At 44.1% G+C, this 22,239-nt stretch carries 29 protein-coding genes and 1 riboswitch; of the genes, 7 read left to right on the top strand and 22 right to left on the bottom strand.

Features of this window, described 5'->3' with window-relative positions; genetic code table 11:
- Positions 1-23: 23 nt before the first annotated feature.
- The 9 genes from GLW00_RS13105 to GLW00_RS13065 form a co-directional block, all read right to left on the bottom strand.
- Positions 24-1,268, bottom strand: coding sequence for an MFS transporter (locus GLW00_RS13105; RefSeq protein WP_160914752.1), 1,245 nt, complete (start codon positions 1,266-1,268; stop codon positions 24-26).
- A 64-nt stretch (positions 1,269-1,332) separates the two neighbouring features.
- Positions 1,333-1,683, bottom strand: coding sequence for a YobA family protein (locus GLW00_RS13100; protein ID WP_160914750.1), 351 nt, complete (start codon positions 1,681-1,683; stop codon positions 1,333-1,335).
- A gap of 126 nt (positions 1,684-1,809) precedes the next feature.
- A complete protein-coding gene (locus GLW00_RS13095) occupies positions 1,810-1,983 on the bottom strand; it encodes a hypothetical protein (protein ID WP_160914749.1) in 174 nt (57 codons plus the stop codon).
- A gap of 274 nt (positions 1,984-2,257) precedes the next feature.
- The gene (locus GLW00_RS13090) at positions 2,258-2,761 is read right to left on the bottom strand and encodes a hypothetical protein (protein ID WP_237417511.1); all 504 of its coding nucleotides are present in this window, start codon (positions 2,759-2,761) and stop codon (positions 2,258-2,260) included.
- Between the two features lie 211 nt (positions 2,762-2,972).
- A complete protein-coding gene (locus GLW00_RS13085; RefSeq protein ID WP_160914747.1) occupies positions 2,973-3,434 on the bottom strand; it encodes a GNAT family N-acetyltransferase in 462 nt (153 codons plus the stop codon).
- Positions 3,435-3,618: 184 nt separating this feature from the next.
- Positions 3,619-3,930 (bottom strand): hypothetical protein, encoded by a 312-nt coding sequence (locus GLW00_RS13080; RefSeq protein ID WP_160914745.1) that lies wholly within the window; start codon positions 3,928-3,930, stop codon positions 3,619-3,621.
- A gap of 475 nt (positions 3,931-4,405) precedes the next feature.
- Positions 4,406-4,780, bottom strand: a complete 375-nt coding sequence (locus GLW00_RS13075) for a VOC family protein (protein WP_160914743.1) — start codon at positions 4,778-4,780, stop codon at positions 4,406-4,408.
- A gap of 166 nt (positions 4,781-4,946) precedes the next feature.
- A complete protein-coding gene (locus tag GLW00_RS13070) occupies positions 4,947-5,459 on the bottom strand; it encodes a hypothetical protein (RefSeq protein ID WP_160914741.1) in 513 nt (170 codons plus the stop codon).
- Between the two features lie 112 nt (positions 5,460-5,571).
- Positions 5,572-5,871 (bottom strand): hypothetical protein, encoded by a 300-nt coding sequence (locus GLW00_RS13065; RefSeq protein WP_160914740.1) that lies wholly within the window; start codon positions 5,869-5,871, stop codon positions 5,572-5,574.
- Positions 5,872-5,992: 121 nt separating this feature from the next.
- Here GLW00_RS13065 and GLW00_RS13060 point away from each other — a divergent pair, with 121 nt between their 5' ends.
- On the top strand, positions 5,993-6,715 hold the full coding sequence (locus GLW00_RS13060) for a 3-ketoacyl-ACP reductase (protein WP_160914738.1): 723 nt from the start codon (positions 5,993-5,995) through the stop codon (positions 6,713-6,715).
- A 200-nt stretch (positions 6,716-6,915) separates the two neighbouring features.
- Here GLW00_RS13060 and GLW00_RS13055 read toward each other — a convergent pair whose 3' ends face one another.
- The 3 genes from GLW00_RS13055 to GLW00_RS13045 are packed head-to-tail and all read right to left on the bottom strand — an operon-like array spanning position 6,916 to position 9,428.
- The gene (locus GLW00_RS13055) at positions 6,916-7,740 is read right to left on the bottom strand and encodes a MetQ/NlpA family ABC transporter substrate-binding protein (protein ID WP_160914736.1); all 825 of its coding nucleotides are present in this window, start codon (positions 7,738-7,740) and stop codon (positions 6,916-6,918) included.
- A 22-nt stretch (positions 7,741-7,762) separates the two neighbouring features.
- On the bottom strand, positions 7,763-8,425 hold the full coding sequence (locus GLW00_RS13050) for a methionine ABC transporter permease (RefSeq protein ID WP_160914734.1): 663 nt from the start codon (positions 8,423-8,425) through the stop codon (positions 7,763-7,765).
- Positions 8,385-9,428: a methionine ABC transporter ATP-binding protein gene (locus tag GLW00_RS13045; RefSeq protein WP_160914732.1), complete on the bottom strand. Its 1,044-nt coding sequence runs from the start codon at positions 9,426-9,428 to the stop codon at positions 8,385-8,387. The genes GLW00_RS13050 and GLW00_RS13045 overlap by 41 nt, the downstream gene beginning before the upstream one ends.
- Before the next feature lie 86 nt (positions 9,429-9,514).
- Positions 9,515-9,620, bottom strand: a riboswitch (SAM riboswitch).
- Between the two features lie 144 nt (positions 9,621-9,764).
- On the opposite strand from GLW00_RS13045, the gene GLW00_RS20970 reads away from it, so the two are divergent.
- Together GLW00_RS20970 and GLW00_RS20965 are read left to right on the top strand one after the other, a co-directional pair.
- Entirely contained in the window at positions 9,765-10,382 is a 618-nt protein-coding gene (locus GLW00_RS20970) for an iron-containing alcohol dehydrogenase family protein (protein WP_439108896.1), read from the top strand.
- A 90-nt stretch (positions 10,383-10,472) separates the two neighbouring features.
- Positions 10,473-10,835, top strand: a complete 363-nt coding sequence (locus GLW00_RS20965; RefSeq protein ID WP_439108895.1) for a dehydroquinate synthase/iron-containing alcohol dehydrogenase family protein — start codon at positions 10,473-10,475, stop codon at positions 10,833-10,835.
- A 4-nt stretch (positions 10,836-10,839) separates the two neighbouring features.
- Here GLW00_RS20965 and GLW00_RS13035 read toward each other — a convergent pair whose 3' ends face one another.
- A complete protein-coding gene (locus GLW00_RS13035; RefSeq protein ID WP_160914730.1) occupies positions 10,840-12,171 on the bottom strand; it encodes an FAD-binding oxidoreductase/lyase in 1,332 nt (443 codons plus the stop codon).
- Positions 12,172-12,175: 4 nt separating this feature from the next.
- On the bottom strand, positions 12,176-12,748 hold the full coding sequence (locus GLW00_RS13030) for a GNAT family N-acetyltransferase (RefSeq protein WP_160914728.1): 573 nt from the start codon (positions 12,746-12,748) through the stop codon (positions 12,176-12,178).
- A gap of 138 nt (positions 12,749-12,886) precedes the next feature.
- On the opposite strand from GLW00_RS13030, the gene GLW00_RS13025 reads away from it, so the two are divergent.
- Complete coding sequence (locus GLW00_RS13025) at positions 12,887-13,795, top strand: DMT family transporter (RefSeq protein WP_335808478.1); 909 nt, start codon at positions 12,887-12,889, stop codon at positions 13,793-13,795.
- 164 nt (positions 13,796-13,959) lie between these two features.
- On the opposite strand, the gene GLW00_RS13020 is transcribed toward GLW00_RS13025, so the two are convergent.
- Positions 13,960-16,683, bottom strand: coding sequence for a pullulanase (locus GLW00_RS13020; RefSeq protein WP_160914860.1), 2,724 nt, complete (start codon positions 16,681-16,683; stop codon positions 13,960-13,962).
- A 215-nt stretch (positions 16,684-16,898) separates the two neighbouring features.
- Between GLW00_RS13020 and GLW00_RS13015 the strand changes: the two genes are divergently transcribed.
- Positions 16,899-17,210: a hypothetical protein gene (locus GLW00_RS13015; protein WP_160914724.1), complete on the top strand. Its 312-nt coding sequence runs from the start codon at positions 16,899-16,901 to the stop codon at positions 17,208-17,210.
- 30 nt (positions 17,211-17,240) lie between these two features.
- Here GLW00_RS13015 and GLW00_RS13010 read toward each other — a convergent pair whose 3' ends face one another.
- Together GLW00_RS13010 and GLW00_RS13005 are read right to left on the bottom strand one after the other, a co-directional pair.
- A complete protein-coding gene (locus GLW00_RS13010; protein ID WP_160914722.1) occupies positions 17,241-17,807 on the bottom strand; it encodes a hypothetical protein in 567 nt (188 codons plus the stop codon).
- Positions 17,804-18,703 carry a hypothetical protein gene (locus GLW00_RS13005; protein WP_160914720.1) on the bottom strand — a complete coding sequence of 300 codons (900 nt, stop codon included), beginning with the start codon at positions 18,701-18,703 and terminating at the stop codon, positions 17,804-17,806. The genes GLW00_RS13010 and GLW00_RS13005 overlap by 4 nt, the downstream gene beginning before the upstream one ends.
- Positions 18,704-19,006: 303 nt before the next feature.
- Here GLW00_RS13005 and GLW00_RS13000 point away from each other — a divergent pair, with 303 nt between their 5' ends.
- A complete protein-coding gene (locus tag GLW00_RS13000) occupies positions 19,007-19,579 on the top strand; it encodes a hypothetical protein (RefSeq protein WP_160914718.1) in 573 nt (190 codons plus the stop codon).
- Between the two features lie 21 nt (positions 19,580-19,600).
- Here the strand turns inward: GLW00_RS13000 and GLW00_RS12995 are convergent, their stop codons facing one another.
- The 5 genes from GLW00_RS12995 to GLW00_RS12975 form a co-directional block, all read right to left on the bottom strand.
- On the bottom strand, positions 19,601-19,828 hold the full coding sequence (locus GLW00_RS12995) for a hypothetical protein (RefSeq protein WP_160914716.1): 228 nt from the start codon (positions 19,826-19,828) through the stop codon (positions 19,601-19,603).
- Positions 19,825-20,283 carry a hypothetical protein gene (locus GLW00_RS12990; protein WP_160914714.1) on the bottom strand — a complete coding sequence of 153 codons (459 nt, stop codon included), beginning with the start codon at positions 20,281-20,283 and terminating at the stop codon, positions 19,825-19,827. The genes GLW00_RS12995 and GLW00_RS12990 overlap by 4 nt, the downstream gene beginning before the upstream one ends.
- A 23-nt stretch (positions 20,284-20,306) precedes the next feature.
- Complete coding sequence (locus GLW00_RS12985) at positions 20,307-20,552, bottom strand: intracellular growth attenuator family protein (protein ID WP_160914712.1); 246 nt, start codon at positions 20,550-20,552, stop codon at positions 20,307-20,309.
- 71 nt (positions 20,553-20,623) lie between these two features.
- Positions 20,624-20,872 (bottom strand): hypothetical protein, encoded by a 249-nt coding sequence (locus GLW00_RS12980; RefSeq protein WP_160914710.1) that lies wholly within the window; start codon positions 20,870-20,872, stop codon positions 20,624-20,626.
- A gap of 91 nt (positions 20,873-20,963) precedes the next feature.
- Positions 20,964-21,350: an ectoine synthase gene (locus tag GLW00_RS12975; RefSeq protein ID WP_160914708.1), complete on the bottom strand. Its 387-nt coding sequence runs from the start codon at positions 21,348-21,350 to the stop codon at positions 20,964-20,966.
- 169 nt (positions 21,351-21,519) lie between these two features.
- Here GLW00_RS12975 and GLW00_RS12970 point away from each other — a divergent pair, with 169 nt between their 5' ends.
- Positions 21,520-22,215 carry a toast rack family protein gene (locus GLW00_RS12970; protein WP_160914706.1) on the top strand — a complete coding sequence of 232 codons (696 nt, stop codon included), beginning with the start codon at positions 21,520-21,522 and terminating at the stop codon, positions 22,213-22,215.
- Positions 22,216-22,239: the final 24 nt, after the last annotated feature.

Raw genomic sequence — 22,239 nt, 5'->3', positions numbered from 1 at the left:
TACTCCCTGTTCAGCTAACGATTTCAAGACGTATTTTTAAGTACGGATCGATCTTCAAAGTAATCCGATTTGTCTGGCATAAGAACGAGCTTGATCTGCCACATGCTTACGAACAGCATTAATGTCGAGGCACCAATAATGCTGTACCTAATGGGAATGATCTCCCCTGTGAAACCAATTAGAAGAATAAAAAGAATCTGTAGTAAGCTTTGGAAAATCCCGAATATACTTGAGATTCTGCCCATCATCCCTACGGGTACGTTGTTCTGGTAAAATGTCATAAATCCAGTCCCTGAAAAGGAATTGAAAAAACCTAAGACCATGAACCCCAGGGCTACTGTCACAAAGGAAAAGGAAAAAGCATAAACGAGATAGCCGATCGAAACCATCAAATAGCCACTGATCATTAAAGCCTTTATGGATATTCTTTTAGCAAGGGAGGAAACCACAGCCGCCCCTAAAATAGAACCGACTCCTGTGAGACTTATAAGCAAACCGTAATCTGTTTCAGATAAACCTAATTCCTGTTGGGTAAAAACAACTTCCTGGGCATCCATACCAAGGGCGATGATCATAAAAAACTGCGCCAGGAAGTACACTTTTACAATGAATCGGTGATTGTGACTGTATTTAAACACTTCACCCCAGTCATTTTTAAGCATTTGGAAACTAATCTTTTGCGCTGTTTGATTGGTGCTGGCATTTACGTCGGGTAAGAAATACACCAGAATAGCTGAAACAACGAACGAAACAGCGTTCAGCCATATGGAGATGTCAACAGAAGTAATGAGGAGTAAGGCTCCGGAAATAGCCGGACCGACTAAGAAAGCACTGGAAGTAATCAAACTTCTAAAAGAATTGAATTGTTTTCTGTCTTCTTCAGGAACAGCATGGGTGATGTAAGTAAGGGCGGCAGGCTCAAAAAACGCTTTAGAAACAGATAAGAATAACAGACATATGTAGATCGGCAAGACGGAAGAGAAGAAAGGAATCGTAGCTACCAGGGCCGCCCGGAGAATATCGGTTCCAATCATAATCCTTCGGATGTTCAGCCGGTCAATTAGACTTCCAGACCAGAATTTAGTCAGTAAGGAAGCGATCGGTCCCATCATCCATAAACCGGCGACGGCAGCGGCTGAGCCAGTAAGCTTTAACACTAAAACATTTATGGCTACAAGGTAAATAAAGTCTCCTAATGTAGAGATGCCCAATCCAAATAGGAGCAGGAGAGAGTTCTTTCTTTGCATGACGTTTGATTTTCTAATCATACCACCTCGCTTCATTGCACCTTTCTACACCACATGGAAAAGTAATAGCTCGATTGGAAAGGTTTCATTTTACACGTTCAATCTTACCTAAACTGGACTGAGCGGGATACGATTCATTAGCTCCACCCTCGCCCCATACTTTGACTTTATCTCCTTTTTGAAAATCTGAGAATGACTCAAAAAAGCGATCGATATGAAATTCGTGAGCTTCGTAATGCTTATCTTTTGAAAGGTCATTCCAGGTCTGATGAACAGCCTGTTCCTTTGTAATCCCATGAACCACTAATATTTCCTTATCTTCCACTCTAATTAAATAGCCCTCTATGGTGGGTTCACCGGAAAAGTCTTGCTCTTCTTTATTACATCCTGAGAAGAATACAAGCAAAAAGAAGGAAAGGATCAAAATTTTTTTCATAGGTACCTCCCCACCCACTCTTTGGTTCCATTAAATACATGGTCACTTTGCATCATGTAAACTTACTAAGCAGTTTTAGCTCGCTATCTTGTAGCAGCGACACCTGAGAATCAAAACCAGGAATCACTATTTTTCATTGTTCCTTGCAAAGAAAACTTGCCAATACGCGATTAAAGTAACAGGAATCACTAATACGATCTGTCCTAATCCATCTACATCCATATCAAAGAGCGGATAGACCAACAAACTCACTCCATAAATATAGAGCGGGATTCCTATGATTTTAAGGACAGTTACCATATAACCTCTCCTTTTAATCGTCCATTTTACTAGAACGGATGGTTTCATTAAAAAACGTCTTTGCACTTAGTGGCACTGCCTGCGCAATTACATATGTTTACTTCTCCATTATTTAATCAATGACAGGACCACTGGGGTAAGTTTAACATAATTAACCATTTAACTAATTCATTTTTTGAGCAAAACGTCCGGTGCTAGGCTTATCACGAATAATAGAGCCCGCATTCAGCCGGCTCTATTACTTACTCTTTTAATTCCCCTAATTCTTGATAACTTAACGGGAAGTCTGTGTATCATCTTTAATAACAATATTCCCTACGTACTGGGCCGCGTTACTTCCATCTTTAAATGAAGCTTCAAAAACATAATTCCCTTCTTTAGTCGGAAACTGAAATTCTCTTTGCTCATTCATCTCGATTTCGGTTTTTTCTCCATTTTTCCATAGAACAGCTGAGATCGTTGGGGCCGACCAAATATCTCCGCCATTTTCTTTATTCTCTTTAAAATCTAAAGAAGCGTCCTGCCCTGGGAATATCTTTATTTCATCTTGTGATTGTGCATATTCTTCGATATCTTCTATGGTATCTTCTACTTTCCCGCTTGATGAATACCAATGGATATTCGCTTCTGTTAATTGTACAGATTGACTAAGCACGTGAGCATCTATATGTAAATGAGCCGTTGGAACTCCAACATCATAATCTTCACCAAAACATCCTGCCACTACCGAAATCAAAAACAAGCCTGCAAATAATATCAGAGTTTTTTTCATAACCATACTCCACTCCTTAGGTCGTTACTGCCCAACCTCTAAGTTCATCCATTTTATTCAAGATTTTGTTCTATCAATCTAATAGCTCCATACCTCTATATATTTCAGACTTATGTAATTGATGATCTAAAGCTTTATTGAACAATAGCCATCGTTTTTGAAGACTCGATATTATGGGCAATTAGAGACTAAAGCCAGCTATTATTAGACAAATGGTTCATGAAGATTTCGTTTTCAAGGTGTACTTAAATAATAATTCTCCATTATTCGGGTCTCTCTCATTCATATACTCGAATCCAATACTAGTATATAGATGAAAAGCTTTTTTATTGTCCTCTGTGATACTTAAATATATAACGTTCACCCCATATTCTTTAGAAATTATATCAATCAGCATAATGATCGCCCTCTTACCGTAACCCTTGCCTTGAGCCCTTTTATCTATCATGATCCTGTCAAGCCAAGTTTCTTTATTGGGACCAAAAGAACCGTACATAGCAAATCCAATAATGTCTTCCTCAAAATATATAGCTACTGGATGCCATTGATGGTAAGTACCGGCTTCCTCTAAACATTCATCTACAGTTTCTATAAATTTTTCTTGCCCAAATTTTAATTTTATATTTCTAACTTTGTATTCATTAGCATGATCTATGTCTTTAATATGGATATTACTCATCGGCTAAATGATACCTCCACTATTTTCTTTATGAAATATATAGTTGGGAATTCGGAAGGACTCTATTAAGAATATTTAACTATACGCTGCTTTCATACTAAACTTGATATTTTAAAAACCATAATTCCTATAAAAATTCACTGCACCCCTATGATTTCAGCCAACACAACAGCGCTAGTTTACATTATGTAACATCTTTAAGATAATACTCTTTAAATTTAGGATAATATTTCATTCTAAAAAATACAGCGATGATAAGAAATGGCAGAACGGATGCTAAGGCTAGAAAACCATATGGATGAATCACTATTCCTCCAATTAACGCATACAGGCCTGCACAAAGAGCTAAACTATAGCCTATGATGAAAATTGTGTTAAAGTAAATAAGCCCAATGAGTTTCTCTTTGGCCTTTTTATTCTCCTCTTTACTTCTATGCCAACAATCCTTACATTCAATCCATGATTGCTTCAATGGTTCAATAAAAAATTTGATCATGACTTACACCTCTTATTGATGTGGCAAATTATAATATCCAAAAGTTATACTCTCTATTTACGAGATAAAACGATTATGGTTTCAAAAATAGCTTTAAATCGAAGCTGAGACTTCTATAATCATGACCAAACATAAAAAAAGAGGCCATTCCATTAATTTAGAATTGCCTCCTAGCCTGTAAGACTTGATCCCGAGATATCTTGAAGCAGGTTACACACTAAACACTCGTTAGTTAAATGAATTCATTAACATTGACGTTGAATTACCTATTAAGTAATCAAGATCATTTTTGGGTTAAAATAAAAAAGAAAAGGAGTATGCTAATGAAAAAGATGTGGAAGCAGAATTCGCCGCTATAACAAATTCTGTTTCGAGTGATATGTATGTAAACGTTAAAAAGTCCCCATATACTTTGGCTACCTTCAAGTTTCCATTTCCACTCTTATCACAAATCTTCCACTTCCATAGCCTCTTATTATGATCGATGTTGATCAATTAAAATTGGGTTGCCATCCGGGTCTTCTAATGTAATATGGGCAGGCCCTTTTGTAGATTCATCAGTTTCTTCAATCAGTTCTACTCCCTTTTCTTTTAGTTCTTTTTGCAAATCACGGACATCTGTAAAACCTTTCAACTCTTCAGCATTATTATTCCACCCTGGGTTGAAAGTCAGAATGTTTTTCTCAAACATGCCCTGAAACAACCCGATCACCTTATCGTCATTTTTCATGATCAGCCAATTCTGATCAATATTTCCTCCAGTGGCTGCAAACCCAAGGTTTTCGTAAAATTCTTTAGATCGATGAATGTCTTTCACATTTAAACTAACAGAAAATGCTCCTAATTCCATTACTTCTCCTCCTTATGAGTGGCTTACATAGTATTTCTATTTTTCTTTCAAAATACCTTCTCGTTAACCCCTCTTACGGGCTAGTCACTGACGGTGCATGATGCTATAAGACTCACTATGGAGATAATCCAGAGATATATTGAACCAGTTTTCACTAATTATTCGCTTAATGATCTTCCTTCCAACCAATTTCCTTAATAATAACAGCGATCACTTCTTTTTCATTAAACCCAAACTCTATATTTATCCTATTGTCTTTATCAAAATATCCAAGGGTATCCAAGCCACTTTCAACCCTTTCGTAATAGTTCTCACCGTATTCTCTAATTACCTGTTCTTTTGTATCCCCGACTTTAATTTCTTCGGCAGTTTCATAGATTTTGGAGTTTTCGTGTGTTCTTCGAATGAATAATCGCATAACCCTGTCATCGGCAAACCCAAACTCCACCCCATCGTAACTTAAATATTTTGATTTTGGATCTTCTATTTCCTCGACTTCCATTGGTTTTCCAAAAGTGTTTAATACATCGTTCTCAGATGAATGTATGGATATAGAATCGATATTTTCACCAGAGAGGTCAATACCGTCTGTACTCTCATAAAAATCCATTGTTTCCTGTTCACATCCTATTATAAGGAACAACATAATTATTGTTGAAATGACAGTTGTAATTTTCATATTTATCCTCAAAATGATTCCCTCATTTTTAATAGTTGGAATATTTAACCATATGTTCAAAACCATTTTTCATGAATACCGCTGGTTAGCTCCCTTTATTAAGTGCTCTATCTCAGGCTTCTACCCTATGATTTGGTTTAAAAGTGTACACCAAAACAGTCAATAGACTTACAGGGAATAAAGCGATGTATAGATAAAAGGAAACAGGATCGCCACTCATTCCGAACTCATCCACGATAAAACCGCTGCTGTACAGGCAGACGCTGCCGATAATTAAGCTCATCGATGTAATGAAGAAGAGTGTCCATCCATTCACCTTCTCTTCCTTTTGAAACATGATAAATAGAGTAAGCAGTACGGAGGCCATCACTAATAATAAAAAGGCTGGTCTCAAAAGCTCCAGAGTTTCCATAAAATCCCTCTTCCCTCTCCTAGTCTATCAAAGGATTCTTCCCAAAGGTAGATGCTATCTTTTGCTTTCAAAAAAGGAAACTCGTAGACTTGAATAAAGAATAGGTAAAGGAGTGAGAATCATGGCACAAGAAATCACAGGAAAAATCGCTTATGTTACCGGTGCAGGTCGCGGCATCGGAAAGGCTACAGCTTTGCAGCTGGCTAAAGAGGGTGTTCATGTAGGGCTGATGGCTCGGACAGAAAGCCGTCTGGAAGAGGTGGCTGAGGAAGTACGTTCATACGGGGTCCAAGCGGCTGTCGCAGCTGTTGATATTTCCGATCTCGAACAAGTTGAAAAAGCGGTCAAGCAGTTAAAAGAAGAACTTGGTGAAGCGGACATTCTCATCAACAATGCCGGAATCGGTGTTTACGGGAAGTTCCTTGAACTCGAGCCGGAAGAATGGAAACGGACGTTTGAGGTGAACGTTTATGGTACATACCATGTCACGAGAGCGGTCCTGCCAATGATGAAGGAGAAAAACCAAGGGGATATTATCAATATTTCTTCAAGCAGTGGGCTTAAAGGGACGGCCGGTTCTACGGCTTACAGTGGATCGAAGTTCGCTCTTCAAGGCATGATGGAAGCGCTCATGCAGGAAGTAAGAAGAGATAATATCCGCGTTTTCACCTTAAACCCGAGTCTTGTCGCGACAGAACTCGCTTTAGGCGAGGACATGGAAGGACAGGATAAAGAGAAGTATATGCAGCCTGAGGACCTTGCTGAGTACATGGTCTCTCAATTGAAATTACATCCTCGAATTTTCATCAAACAGTCGCTTCAGTGGGCGACCAATCCTTTTTAAATCAGGCAAAATACCTGGCTGGATTAAATTTTAAATTATCAGCATCGTGAGACCCGCCTGAATCATAAAGATCCAGGCGGGTCTTTTTAATGAACGTACTCTCCAATGATTGAAGTAATGTTGACCTGTTCCAAACAACACGTATGGTTGCCTGGGACTATATAAAAAAGAGGCTGACGAGTGAACGTCAGCCTTCCTTTTTATTCTTTCATCCACTGTGGTTTTCCGAAGCCTTTAAATTCTTCATCGATGATTTTTTCAAACTCCTCTGACTCCACTACTTCTTTAATATCTTTCACAAATTGTGCGTCGAGATCTTCCGTCTTCACCGCAACGCGGTTGCGGTAATCATCAGGCATGTCTTCCAAGGCTAGTGCATTCAGAAGATCCATTCCGGCAGCCAAAGCATAGTTCCCTGGAACCATGGACAAATCTTCGCTATCAACGAGTCGAGGCAATTGCCCTGCTTCAACTTCGACAAACTGAATGTCTTTCTTATTCTTCGTGATGTCGTTCAATGATGCACGTAGAGGATCGACACTGTCATCGACCTCAACAAGGCCTTCATCTTCAAGCACAATCAAGGCACGGGCAAGATTCGTTGGATCGTTCGGTACGCCCATCGTGCTTCCCTTTTCAATACTCTTGATATCCTCGTATGTATTGGAGTAAATCCCCATTGGAGCCGTCGGTACAATGATGACTTCGGATAGATCTAAATTGTTTTCCTTGGCGAACGACTCTAAGTAAATTTTATGCTGAAAAAGGTTGGCGTCCAAATCTCCATTGGCAAGGGCTTTGTTTGGTTGAACATAGTCTGTGAATTCTTTGTTCGTCACCTCGTATCCCTTTTCTTCCAACAAAGGAGCAATCGCTTTCGTGACCATGTCGCTGTACGGTCCAGCCGTAGCGCCGAATCGGATCGTATCTTTTCCAGAAGCGTCCGCACTTTCTTCTTCCTCTCCGCACGCAGCTAGAAAGGCAATGGATAATAATGTGACACCTAACAAAATGAGTTTTTTCATGATGGTACCTCCTAAATTTTCTTTAATTCTTTTTTACCGTTTTGGCAATGTAATCGCCTGTGTACTGTACGATTTGAACAAGAACAATAAGCAGGATGACAGTTGTAAACATGACGAAGTTATCGTAGCGGTAGTAACCATACCGAATCGCCAGGTCTCCAATTCCACCGCCCCCGATGGCCCCTGCCATGGCCGAGTACCCAATCAAACTGATGGCAGTGATGGTCAATCCGCTGATCAGTCCGGGTTTGATTTCCGGGAAGATGATATCTTTGATGATCAACCAAGGGGAAGCCCCGCAGGCGATGGCCGCCTCGATCACCCCTTTGTCAATATCACGCGCCGATGATTCCACAATCCTTGCGTAAAAAGGGATCGCAGCTACAGAAAGAGCTACGGATGCAGCGACCGGCCCTGTCGTTGTCCCAATCAGGAAGTTGGTAAAAGGAAACAGAAAGACGAGTAAAATGATGAACGGAACCGAACGGATCAGGTTCACGACAACGCCGACGATGCTTTTGATGGTTCGATTCTCCAAAAATAAATCACGGTCTGTTACAAACAAGAGCAATCCAAGCGGAAGCCCTGCAATTAAAGCGACGAGGAGTCCGATACCTACCATGATCAGTGTTTCCAGGAATGATTTATTCAGCTCTGGCCAGAGATTGATCAGCTGTTCGATCATCTTGCAGCACCTCCACTTCTCCAAGTTTCCCTTTCAAATCATCGATCGCCTGTTTAACAACTTTCTGTTCTCCAGTCAATTCCATGACGAAGTTTCCGAGCGCCTGGTCCTGGATGTAGTCGATTTTCCCGTGGAGAATATTGGCCCGTACTTTAAATCCTTGCAAGAGGTCTGACACAATTGATTCGTTCGCGGAGTCCCCTTTGAACGTCATATGTACGATGGTCCCTTTTCTTTCGGAGAGAATCTTTTCAGGAATACGGAAGTCGATCACCGTTTGAATGAAGCGTTTCGTCAGTTCGTTTTCAGGGGCTGCAAAAATTTCGTACGTAGACCCCTGTTCTACGATTTTCCCGTCCTCCATCACAGCACAGCGATCACAGATTTCTTTCACGACTTCCATTTCATGGGTAATGAGGACAATCGTGAGTCCAAGTTTGCGGTTGATCTTTCTTAACAACTTCAGTATGGATTGTGTCGTGTTCGGATCCAGAGCAGAAGTGGCTTCATCACATAAAAGCACCTTCGGGTCATTGGCGAGCGCTCTCGCAATGCTCACTCTCTGTTTTTGACCTCCACTTAACTGGGCGGGATACGCACCCGCTTTATCTAACAGCCCGACAAGGTCCAAGAGCTCCTTGGCCCTCCTTTTTCTTTCCTGGCGATTGACGCCTGAAGCCTTTAAAGCGAAGGCGACATTTTCCAAAACGGTTTTCGCCATCGCCAGGTGGAAACCCTGAAAGATCATCCCGATGGATTGTCTCGCCTTCCTCAGGTCTTTAGGATTCAATGTCATGAGATCGATTCCATCCACCATGACCTTTCCTTTTGTCGGGCGTTCCAGAATGTTCATGCATCGCAGCAGCGTACTTTTACCAGCCCCGCTGTACCCGACAACTCCGAAAATCTCACCTTTCTTAATGTCCAATGAGACGTCATCGACTCCGATTACGGTTTTCTCCTTGGATTGATAGACTTTGCTCAGTTGTTCCAATGAAATCATCGGCTTCCCCCTTCATTAACAAATTCAAGTCCTACAAAAAAACTCCCGCCCTTTAGGGAGAGAGTTTCGCATGAAAGACTGCTAAACTCTTATCTCCCAGAATAAAAATATTCTGCAGGAATTAGCACCACTCCAAATGGAAGGTTGCTGTGATCTCTACGGGCCTTTTCCCTCAATCACTCTTGATAAGAATTTCGTTTATGTTTTAACACTTTAACGCAAGTGATAGGTTTTGTAAATAATTTTCTCAATTTTTTCAATTATAATTTTTCTCCGTTGACATGACATTTTCAGGTATGGATAATAATGGTCATATCTTAGAGGGAGGAATTTTGAATGGAAACAATCCAAGTACAAGGAGCGCCGACTTATTACCGGTGTGAACCCGGCCTTTTGAAAAAAGTACCTGACCTCGTGAAGGATGAAACGTTCACGCATGGGACCATTATCCATGGGAGCGATTCGTGGGAGATGGCCAAGCCTTACATCCCTGCATTTCCATTTGCTGTCGAAACCATCCTCTATGAAGGGGAATGCACACATAAAGAAGTGGAAAGGATCGCGGAGAAAATCACAACCACAGATGTCCTGATCGGTGTTGGTGGAGGGAAAATCCTCGACCTTGCGAAAGCATGCGGGGCTCACCTGGACCTGCCTGTGATCCTGATTCCCACCCTGGTATCCAACTGTGCCGCATGGACGCCTTTGAGCGTTTTTTACGATGAAGATGGGAATTTCCTTGAATATATCATTTACAAAAGAAGTACATACATGGTCATCGTCGATCCGGATATGCTCGCTAACTCACCTGTAGAATATCTCCGTGCAGGGATTGGAGATACAATCGCCAAATGGTATGAGGCCGATGTCCTGACGAGCCATATGAAAGAAAAGCCTCTCCCCTTGGAAATGGCTCTCCACGCAGCAAAATTGTGCAGAGACGTTCTATTCTAGGAAGGAAAAGACGCTGTAGTAGCCAATGAAAACGCTCAATGCACGTCCTCATTTACACGAGTCACTGAAACGATCATCATGGCTGGAGGGATGGTCGGGGGCTTTGGAGATGGTTACGGTCGTATATCCGGCGCGCACTCCATCCACAACGGCCTGACGAAAGTGCCCGGAACACATAAGTTTTTACATGGAGAAAAAGTAGCCTACGGCATCCTTGTCCAGCTGACTCTTGAAGGGAAAACCGATCAAATCGAGCAGCTGATTCCCTTTTACAAATCCATGCGGCTCCCTCTCACCCTCAAAGAGCTGGATGCAGATTCCCTGGAGGATATAGAAACCATTTCCTACTATTCCACTCGTCCCAGCGAATCGATACACCTGATGGGAATTCAAACGCAAGACCAAGTGAAAGAAGCGATCCTAACCGTAGAAAAAAGCTTAGCCTCCTTGTAAAAGGCTAAGCTTTCATACAACGAGCTAAGTAAATGCCACTCGCTGCCGCCTGTGATAAGGAGTGCGTCTCCCCGGAGGAGTCTCCGATCAAATACAAACCTTGCAGCTCCGTTTCAAAATGCTCATCTGTAAAGATCTTCGCTTCATAGAATTTGCTGTCCATTCCATATAGGATGGTGTCACAATCGATTTTCTCTCCCAGCAGCCCTTCCAATGCCTCGAAAAACTCAAGAAGCGCTTCGATATAAAGAGGCGGAACTTCTTTTTGGAGATCTCCTGCTTCTGCTTCCAAAGAAGGGTGGATCACCGCTGATTCAAGATGGATCGACGGTTTTCCTGCCAATAGATCCTCTAATTTCTGTGCTACAATCCTGCCCTGCCCTTGATTGATACCACCAATGACACGATGAGCTTCTGCCATGGCTTCGTCTTGATTTTTAAAATACCGTGGAACGAAAAGAGTGAAATTCAAATTCTGACTCGGTTCCTCCTCGTTCTGGTTCTGACCATCTGCCATCACCAGACCATGCTGATACTTGCGTATGATCCTCCCGCGTGGATTCATGCAGTAAGTGGTCGCTGAAAAGCGTTCGTTTATGTAATGCAGTTTCGTTTCAAACGTTTCCTGAAGGATGGCATCAAGCTGATTGCCACGCATCTCCACCCGGATCCCGAGATCCAACCGCGTCTCGCCCGCTCTCAGCCCTAAATCCTGAGTCATGAATTTCAGCCATTCTCCCCCGCTCATGCCTGTGGCGAACACTACTTTCCTGCTTTGGAACCGCCCGTGGTTGGTATCGATCGAAAATCGACCGCTTTCTTTTGTGACCGCCGTCACATCCGCTTCGAAGGTAAATGTCATCCGTTCAGCCATGACCTCATACATGCTTTGAAAAACCCCTCGGGCGAGCTGCGTTCCCAGGTGGCGGACTTCTGTTGAGAAAACCCGTAAAGAGTGCTGGGCGGCTTTTTCGGAGAGTTTCTCATTTTTCGTACTGTATTTTTCCACAAGGTCGCCACCATAAGAACATAAAAGCTCATCGACTTCTTCCATGAGCGAGAGCGTTGCCTCTTCCCCGATCTTCTTTCCCAGTTGTCCTCCAAAGTCGTTCGTATAATTGAATTTCCCTTCCGATTTTCCCAACCCGGCAAATCCTATGTAGCGGTCGCAAGAGCCATCACAGATACAGCTCTCCTGCTGCAATCCACACGTTCGTTCAACCAGAGGTTTTCCTTTATCGATCACATGGATGTTCACATCCGGATGTTCCTCAGCTAACGTGTGAGCAAGGAATACCCCGCTGACGCCGGCACCAATGATCGTGATGTCATACACGGGATCACTCCCCTTTTTCACGGACTTTGGCATAGATACACGTATCGGTTAAACGTTTTCCATCGACAGAGAGATCGTCGTTGCGAAGGGTTCCTTCCAGTTCAAACCCGAGCGACTCCGGGATGGCACGGCTTCTTTTGTTTTCCGACTCACAGCGGATTTCCACCCGTGCCCCGCCTAGACCATTCAACGCATATCCCGTCAAAGCTTCCACTGCTTCCCGCATGTATCCTTTTCCACTATGAGCGGTATCCATCCAGTAGCCTAGTTCAAACTTCGGGACATCCCAGTCCATTCGATGAAAACCTGTCGAACCGACGAAGGTGCGATCCTCTTTTAGAAAAACGAGATACCTCAGGTTCTGTCGCAGCAAAAACTTCGCGTGCGCTTCTCTTGCGTTTGATTCCGTATCTTCGACGGTCGGCGTCTCCTGGACGAATCCGAGCCATGGTTTCAGTTCATTCACAGATCTCTGGATCGCCGCATTGACTGCTGTTCCATCTCCTGGCTCCGGCATTTTCAGAATCAGCCGTTCGGTTTCGATGTGTGTTTTAATATCTCTCATAACTGGATTCATTGTTCCATCCCCTTGTGTTTCGATTTCATCCTTATCCTCTATCAAACAAGAATTTCTATTTTTTTGCAACAGCTATATTCAAACCTTTCTAAATTTTTGTATAATAGACGGACATTCATGGAAGAAGGAGGGATCCAGGTGACGAGAAACCGCGCGTTTATCCTCATATTTCTCGGCGCATCCCTATGGGGGATCATCGGCCTGTTTGTGAACGAATTGTACGAGTATGGCCTCTCCCCCATCCAGGTCGTCGCTCTCCGAGTGACCTCTGCGATGGTGATGCTATTCAGTTATATCCTCGTTTCCAATACAGCACTTTTGAAAATAAAGCCCGCGGATACAAGCTACTTCTTCGGCACAGGGGTCATCAGCATCGCCCTGTTCAACTGGTGTCTGTTCAGCGCGATCGAAGCCACTTCGATGTCGATCGCTTTCGTGCTCCTCTATACAGCGCCTGTTTTCGTGACCATCTTCTCGAGGATGTTCTTCAAAGAAACGTGGACAGGAAGAAAACTGATGGCTCTTGTCACCACGTTTATCGGTTGTACATTCGTCATCGGGTTGCTTCCGGAATTGGAAGCTTCCTTGTCCCTCGCCGGCTTCCTTTTCGGACTGGGTTCCGGCTTGTTTTACGCGCTTTACAGCATCTTTGGCAAGGTCATTTTGAAAAAGTACCCTTCCTTGACGGTGACCTTTTACACGTTCGTCTTTGCAACGATCGCTGTTGTTCCTTTCAGCCGTCTATGGAACGATGCAGATGTCCTTACTGATGGGCGGGTCTGGCTGTTGATTTTAGGACTTGGACTCATCTCGACGGTTATGCCCTTTCTTCTTTACACGAAAGGGCTACAGCATGTGGAATCGAGCCGCGCCTCCATCGTCGCCACCATCGAACCAGTCGTCGCGACCCTTGTCGGGTACTTCGTTTATGCGGAAGTGATGACGGTCTACCAATATGCCGGCGTCGCGCTCGTCCTTTTATCAGTCATCATAGTGAATGAGTCGAAAAAGAAGCCGGCTCGGTACAGGGAAAAGTCCGCTTCTTGATCGTTAAGTCACTTTAGGCTGGCGTTAGGGCGCTTTCGTGGTGCGTTAGGGCACTTTGACTTCCCGTTAAGTCACTTTGGTCGTGCGTTTGGGCACTTTAGCGCTCCATAAAGTCACTTTGCCATATCAAAAAACCAGCTCCCCAAGAGGAAGCTGGTTTCTTTTTATTTCGTATGAATCACAACCGTCGTCAATGGATCGATGGTAATGCCATCTTTACTGAGCTTGAAACCGGACGGATCTTTCACTTTTTTACGTCCGGCTTCGTCATTGTCGACGAGTACTTTTCCTTTCTTCAAGTTCTCACTAAGCGTCAACGTACGCTCTTCGTCATCGGCGTTGATGAATACGTAATAGCTTCCTTTTGCTTTCTTGCCAGGATCGACAGCTTTAAAGGCGAGCATCAAGTCCGTCTCCTGAATTTCAGGTGCATCCAAAAGGGTTACGTTTTCTTCGACCGCTTCCTCAGAACCGAGGCGGAAAGCATCTGTCCAGCGTCTCAGTTCGATCAGACCTTTCGTATATTCCATCGTTTCCTGCTGGATGCTTGGCTCGGACACCGCCTGCCAGTCGAACTGGTTGATCACATCGGTAGAATCATAGGAATCATGGATGAAGTAAGGATCCTCGAACGGATTCCCGTTTTCATCTTCCATGTAGGTCCACTTGTCTTCAGGAACACCATCGGCTTTCCACTGCTTCGTGCGGCCATATTCCTGACCGGCATGAAGGAAAGAGATGCCCTGACTTGTAAGAATCATAGAATTACCAAGGCGGATCCGTTTCTGGATTTCTTCTTCATGCTCCGCTGGGTCCTTTTTAATCGACTGGGCAATGACATCATGAAGCGTCAGATTGTCGTGGGCTGCGATGTACTGCACGATATCGCCTGGATCATCTTCCATCACATTTCCAGGCTGACCTTTGATGTTGTTAAAAATGGTATCGATATTACGAGCGCCATCTGTGATGAAACGCGGTTCGCCTTCACTGCCGAAACCGGACTTCAGTTCATTCCTGATTTCATCAGAGAACACAGCGACTCCATCTGTTTCATCCATCCAATCCTGGTCGGCCGGTTGAACACCTTCGCCATCGTTATCGCCGGCATACGTTCTCCAGCCTTCTCCAAGCATCAGGATGTTAGGATTCAAGGCTTCCGCTGCGTCGTAGGCCGCCTGAACACTTTCGGCATCCAAATCACCCATCAGGTCGAAGCGGAACCCGTCCACTTTGAATTCATCGACCCAATATTCGATGGAGTCGACCATAAGCTTGCGGGACATTTCGTGCGTCGTTCCCACTTTTCCTCCGCCGTAACCGACTTTGGCATTCCCTTCCTCATCCATGAAATGATAGTAGTTCGGGACAAGGTCTTCCAGGATGCTTACTTTTGCCGTGTGGTTGTATACGACATCCAAAATGACGCCCATCTTGCGTTTGTGGATTTCATCAATCAGATTCTTGAACTCTTCGATTCTTTCTTCCGGATCCTCCGGACGCTCCGAATACATGCCGGAAAGAGCGAAATAGCTGTGAGGATCATAGCCCCAGTTGTAATTGTTCCCTGAAGCGGAATACTCACGCTCACGCGTGCTGCTGTCGAACTCATCCCCGAAATAATACTTCATGACAGGAAGCAGCTGTATGTGGGTGACACCGAGCTCTTTTACATAATCCAATTTTTCTACAAAAGCATTGAACGTTCCGAACTGGGAATTCAGTTCCCCTTCGATGCTCGGGTCAGATGTGAAGTCACGGACGTGTGCTTCCCAGATAATCGCATCTTCGCGTTTTTCATAGCCTTTGATTTTAGCAAAATCAAGTTTCGGACCGATGTCAGAAGGATCGACGATCGCCGCTTTTCCGACATCATCGTTGTCCTCATTGTTCGAAGCCGCCATCGATTTCGCATATGGGTCGAGAGCAAGCTTCTCTTCGCCATAAGCTTCGATTTTGTATTGATAATAGTAGCTGTTCAGATCTTTGATTCCCGTATTGGATTCATCGAGCGTCACAGACCAGACGCCATCGTGCCCTTTTTCCATCTGGATGTCCTCGTTCACGACTTCGTACTGATCTTCTTTATCATAAAGAACGACAGAGACATTCGTCGCAATCGGTGACCAAAGCTTCAGTTCAGCGGTACCGTTGTCATGTAACGTCGCTCCAAGGTCGTCCCCATCATAAGCAAACTTTTCATCCATCAGCTTCCAGTCGACGATCACATTCGTTACTTCTTCTCCATACTGGATGGTGTACGTTTGAGTGAGATCAAGGGCTTCTGATGTGTGCAGCTGGACATCTTGTCCATCTGCCTCTACAGACTCAATCATGACCTCTTCTCCATCCGCGCCTTTCAGAACAAAGTCTGAATGATCTGCACTTTCGATCACCTGACTCATTTTTGCTGAAATGAGCATATCATCCTTGATTTTCGCAGACTCGACGTAAGTGGTCAGCACAGGTTCTTCCAAATAAACGTCCTCCTTGCCTTGGACTAGCCAGAACTCCGTTTCACCCGTTGTTGGAAAACTTCTGTCGTTCGGAGTATCTTTCATGTCCCCCTTATGTACGATGAAGTTCAATCCGTTCGTTATATCAATGACCGGAATCTCCACGGATACTCCATAGTCGGTTTCATTGGTAAACTCCACAGGGTCCGACCAGTCTGTCCCTTGTTCAATCGCAGGATTGGAACCGTCCTGGTTCCATAGGTGCAGGCCCCACCCTTCATAATTTCCATCTAATCGTTTGTAATGAATGGTAACGGTTTCATCAGTTTCCGCAAAAGTTTTCATCGAAGTGACCTGCGAAAAAGAAGTCGGAACCGCAAGCAAAAATACGAGCACAACACTGATGACAACTTTCCACCATTGTCTATTCATCCTCAAATTATTCATCCTCCTTATATGAGTTTCCGAGAGCGATACGCGATCGTTAGTGCAAACGCTTTCACAAACAATATACCATAGATTTCCTGAGTGTGAATAAATATTCAGAAAATGATCCAAAAAGAAACGTTTGTCCTGTTTCTATAGTCCCAAGTTCTAAACATGGGTTCTTTGAATACATTGAAAAAGGATATATGGGAGGTGTTTGTATGTCAGCAGCACGTGTTCTCATGTGGGTCACCGCCTCTTTGGAAGCATTCTTAGGTATCCCTTTGATCGGAGGATCTTTTGTTATCACATTATTGTGGACGCCCCTGGCCGTCATGCTCATTCTTCACATCATCACCCTTGTGCTTTCCCAGCAAAAAGGCCGGGAAACGAGAGGAAGCATCCTCGGAATCGTCACCTCCTGCGTCGGCTGGGTTCCTTTCGTCGGCATGGTCATGCACATTTTGACAGCAATCTTTTTGTTCATTGATGCAGCGGAAGCCGATCCGGAATTGGAAAAACAGCCCGCCTAAAAAAGGCGCCTCATAATGAGGCGCCTTTTTTTACATAGGGACGATATTCTGATGTTCTTTATGGTACGTTCTTATCAAAACCAGAAAAGCGATCTCCATGATGAGCAACGCTCCCAGCCCTAAGATAAACAAAGGAATCGTCACGTTCTCAGGAATATTGATCGAAAAGGGGATGAGTACAAAATAGAGGATATGCGCCCCTAGATAAAACCGGAATAGTTTGTGGGTTCTCTTTCTCAGCTCTTCCTTGCCTTCTTTTCTCGACCAATCCATGAAAACATAAAACAGGAAGTAGGCAAGGATCAGATGAACGATAGTCGTGAACTGGTGGTAAATCGTCACAAGATCGGTACTGATACTGACACCCATCGTTGTTCCTGTAGGCTGACCAATGAAAGCAAGCGGGATGGCAAGAATGCTGATGACCAGGGCTGTGGTTCTCGCACCCTTCATCCCTTTTAAGTTGCCGTCCATTCCATTCAAGGCACTTAATACCATGAGATAACCGATAAAGTCAGCCAAGATTTCAATTTGGCCGAGATGGATGTCGATTAAGACCAGTAATAAACCTCCGAAGATCCGATAAAAAGGATTCACTCTCTTCCCCTCCTTTCGATCAGGAGTTCCATCTGTTCTGGTGTAAACTGAGGATCATTGGAGACGAGGAAAGGCTGCGTGAAAGGCACACCGTTTTTTGTTGTACCTGTTACTTCTATTTCATAGGAGTATGAACGAAGGTTATTTTTCTTTTCCTGCATCGTCAGCCTGATTCGATCTTGGGACTTCATTTTGATTGGAAAATCAATCTTTGCCAAAGGCATTCCTGCCACTTCGCTCCAGTCCTCATCCAGCTCTTTTTTGTATGTGCGGGGCCCTCCCCCGTCGGGCGTACCCGTTGAACCAATCGATGGTGCGTATAATTTCATCTTGAGACCATCGTCGACTTCAGGGAACGGAGAGGATATAGATTCTATATCCAACTCCTCTTTTACTGAATATGACCGGAAGGAACGACCGTTACTGCTACTCGAACTGGATTGTTGAGTGAATAGTCCATTCCCCTTCCTCAACTCACCGGCTTCAACCATGCCAATATCTGCGACGATTGTTTCACCACCATTAAAATGGATCGTGGCTTTTCCTTCATGATCGACGCCCAATTCTCTCATTCTCTGCTCATCAAACCTAGTCGCTTTCAGCAGATAATGCGTGGATTTGCTGCGGACATCCGGCCCGTAGGCAGGGTTCTCATTCCGAAAAGCATACTGATCCGCTTCCGCATGTAACGTTGTTCCGTCACTAAACTCTACACGGACGATATGTGACGGGTCATCTCTATTGGTTAAGTAATAGAGCTCGAACATCCCGGCTCCATCGTAAAAATGTTCGAGAAATATTGGTTCCTCCAGCTGCTTGGAATGGTAGAACCATAAATTTCCTCCCCAACTGATGGCGATGATCAGCAGAGAGATGATGAATGTTTTTCCTTTCATATGTATCTTCCTAACTTTTATTCTTTTCGTGCGGTTCGTAATTTTTTGCGCGCGACTCGAGCCTCCTTTGGTGCGACTCGGGCCCTCTTTGGCGCGACTCGGACTCCCTTTGGCGCGACTCAGGCCCCCTTTGGCGCGATTCGGGCTCTCTTTGGCGCGACACGGACTCCCTGCGCGCGACTCGGGCTCCTTGCGCGCGACTCAGGCTTCCAGCGCGCGACTCACTTTTTTCAAATGGATGAAACCATCACACACACTCATCCGTACTGTTTAGTCATACCTATTATAGAAAGCGAGACGATTATGTTACATAACTCTACCTACTACACCCTACAAACCAAAACCATCATGACTCATCAAAGCAAACAATACTGCATATCAGATAAAGAGAATCAAAGAGTAGCCACGTTTGAAGAGGACTCTTCAAGCTCCGGAAACTGGCTGAACCATGCTCTCCAATTTTTCAATCTTAATCAAATGACCAGCTTACATATCAAACTTTTATCAGTGAATCAGGAGGTCATCGCACATATTTACCGCAAAAAAGGACTCACGAGCGATGTTTCTATCCAAACAGGAGATGCTACATACGATCTTCGCTTCAAAGGGAGCATTTCGCAGAAAATCATTGCTGAATCTTCTGGGGAAACGCTTTTTGAAGTGAATGGAAAGAATATGGCATCTGATTTTGAAGCGAAAGCAGGAGATACGCAAATCGCTACCATCCAAAAACGATCCATCCCGGCCCCGACCACAAAAGAAGCGTGGCTCTCGGGCGATATCTACCATGTGAGAGGCCGCGAGTGGACGGAGGAACAAGCGATTCTGTTATTATGTACGACTTTAATGATCGATTTAACGTACCATCAAAGGTAGAGCCAGCTTCTGGCTCTTTTTTTATATCAAGAGTGATAGGATTGGAATGAAGGCCAGGAGTATGTAAAAAGCAGCGTATTTCTTTTGATCATCGATCCAATTTTCTACTCCAAGTAATATAAAGAGAGCGCCGATGATGAGAGCATTGATTAATGGAGAAGGGTTGATCCGTTCATTAAATAAACTGACCGTCATCCATATGATGGTCATCACTCCACAGAGAGCGATAAATATCCTGAATGCTTTCATGCGGCCATGCTCCTATCTTCCAAGTATTCCTGGTAGTAATGCTCTTTGGCTTTCCATTTCTGTATGCCTTGTCTAAAGCCAGTCGCGAGCCCGATAACCAGGAAGAGGCCAAACATCATCCACGACGCGTTTGCTCCAAGAATGGCAGGGAACAGCACTTCTATACTTTTGGACAGCGAAGAACGGAATTGGAAAAGAAACCGCCGGTCCCTCCACCGTTCATCCCAGATCTGCCACAACTCTTCGTTCGTTTTCCTGCTCATGTACGTTTCGTAAAGGAAAGATCCATAAAAGATGACAGCCCCCAAATAAAAGAGACCCTGAATCATATTGAAAAAAATCTGCCCGAAGCCAATACACAAAACCATCAATAAGAAAAGGTACCACATTGAGCTCCGGGCTTTGTTTCTAACCTTTTTCTGGTCGACACTTTCTTGTTTTAAAGCTTCTTCCATATAAAATCCCTCGCGATATGTAATCAGATAAATAATAAACCAAATAATGATAGACTAAAAATGAGGACACAAAGACCGATGGTGATGAGCGGCTCTACTGTCTTTTCTGTTTCACGCATATCCCGCACTCTCGTAATGGCGACGGATGGCGCAAGGAACATCCAGGCCCATTCTGTGCGGAATGGAAGGTCGGTGAGCAGCATCACAAGAAAAATGAGAACGGCAGCCCCGAAGAGAAAATGTCCGATCCACCTCCAAGTCTTCTTCAATTTCATTCCCCCTCTCCAAACGACTACGGTCCTATAAAAATATGTATGCGGTCAAAGAGTTCTATCATTTTTTATAAAGGACTGTAGAACAAACTGTACAGCGCAAACCCAAAAATAAGTACACAAAAAGTAATAACAAGGATCGGTTCTACTCTCTTCCCTTCCTGAATGTCTTTCACCCGCATCACTACTGTGGATGGCACCGAGCAAATCCATAACAACTCCCATCGGAAAGGAAAGTCTGTAAACAGCGGGAGGATGAGAGCGAATAATCCAGCGATCAGGAAAATGCCTCCAACTCTGTCCCACACTTTCAACACAAAGACCCTCCTTTCCACATGCCACGGCTCTTATTGTAACAAAAATTTCCGTTTTTATGGAAAAAAATAACCCTTCCTGGACTAGGAAAGGTTAAGATTCATCGACTGGATACACACCATCTTCATCATGGACTTCATCCCCGCTGATGGGTGGGTTGAAAACGCAGATCATTCTCACATCCGTTTTTGCCCGTAACACATGCTCATCATGTTCATCGAGGGCATAGAGGACACCCTGCTCGATCGGCCAGGTCTTTTGATCTTTCAGCGTGACGACTTCACCCTCTCCTTCGATGCAATAGACCGATTCCAGGTGGTGCTTGTACCATATGTGTGTTTCCGTACCTGCGCGGATGATCGTGTCATGGACGGAATAGCCCATCCCGTCTTTCTTAACGATGAGACGCCGGCTGTTCCACGTTCCTCCATCGACATCCTGACTCGTCCCGATTACATCTTTCAAGGCAACGACTTTCATGACATCTCCTCCTTCTTTTTCAATCTATTCCCTATTCCACCGAGTAGAACGCCCCTTTTCCATGAAAGAAAATACATCTCGGGACCTATGAAAGATACACCCGCAGGCAGTTAGCCTTTTGGATGAAGCACGCTATACTATTTTCAGATGCAAAAAAGGAGCGATGAGGTTGAAGAAATTAGTCAAAACTCTTTTGGGTGCAAGTACTTTCATGACACTAGCCGGGTGTTCATTCGTTCATGCGGGTGAACAGGTGGAGGAGACTCAACGGATCGAACGAGATGATGCCGATCAACTGAAGATGGAGATCGAGATGGGGGTCGGTGAGCTTACGTTAGCAACAGGATCGGAAGACTGGCTGGAAGGGTCGTTCCTTTACCCTGAAAACTTTCTGACTCCTGAACTTTCCTATCAGGATGGCACGATCACACTCTCCCAAACGGAAGGTAAAAAGAAATTCCTCAACAATCAAAAGAGTGAGTGGGACGTTCTTTTGACCAATCAGATTCCGGTCGATCTAGCCCTCCAGACGTGGGCAGCAGAATCGAAACTGGATCTAAAAGAAGCCTGGTTGCAGAACCTCTCCATCGAGGCTGGCGTAGGAGAGTTGACCGTCGACCTTTCCGGCGATTATGAGGAAAGCTTTGATGCAACCATCGAAACTGGCGTTGGGGAAAGTACCGTTTATCTGCCGGAAGATACAGGTGTCAAAATTACAGTTGAAAAAGGGATTGGAGATATCGAGACGGATGGTCTACTAAAATCAGGAGACTCATGGGTGAACGAAGCGTATGATTCTAGTGGTCCACGCATTCACATCAACGCTGAAATGGGCGTCGGAGATTTGGCGTTCATCGTAAAATAAGATGCTGCAACAACCTGGAAAGGC

The organism is Halobacillus litoralis (genome assembly GCF_009856445.1).
Lineage (GTDB): Bacteria > Bacillota > Bacilli > Bacillales > Halobacillaceae > Halobacillus > Halobacillus litoralis.
This window is presented reverse-complemented; position numbering and strand designations above follow the sequence as displayed.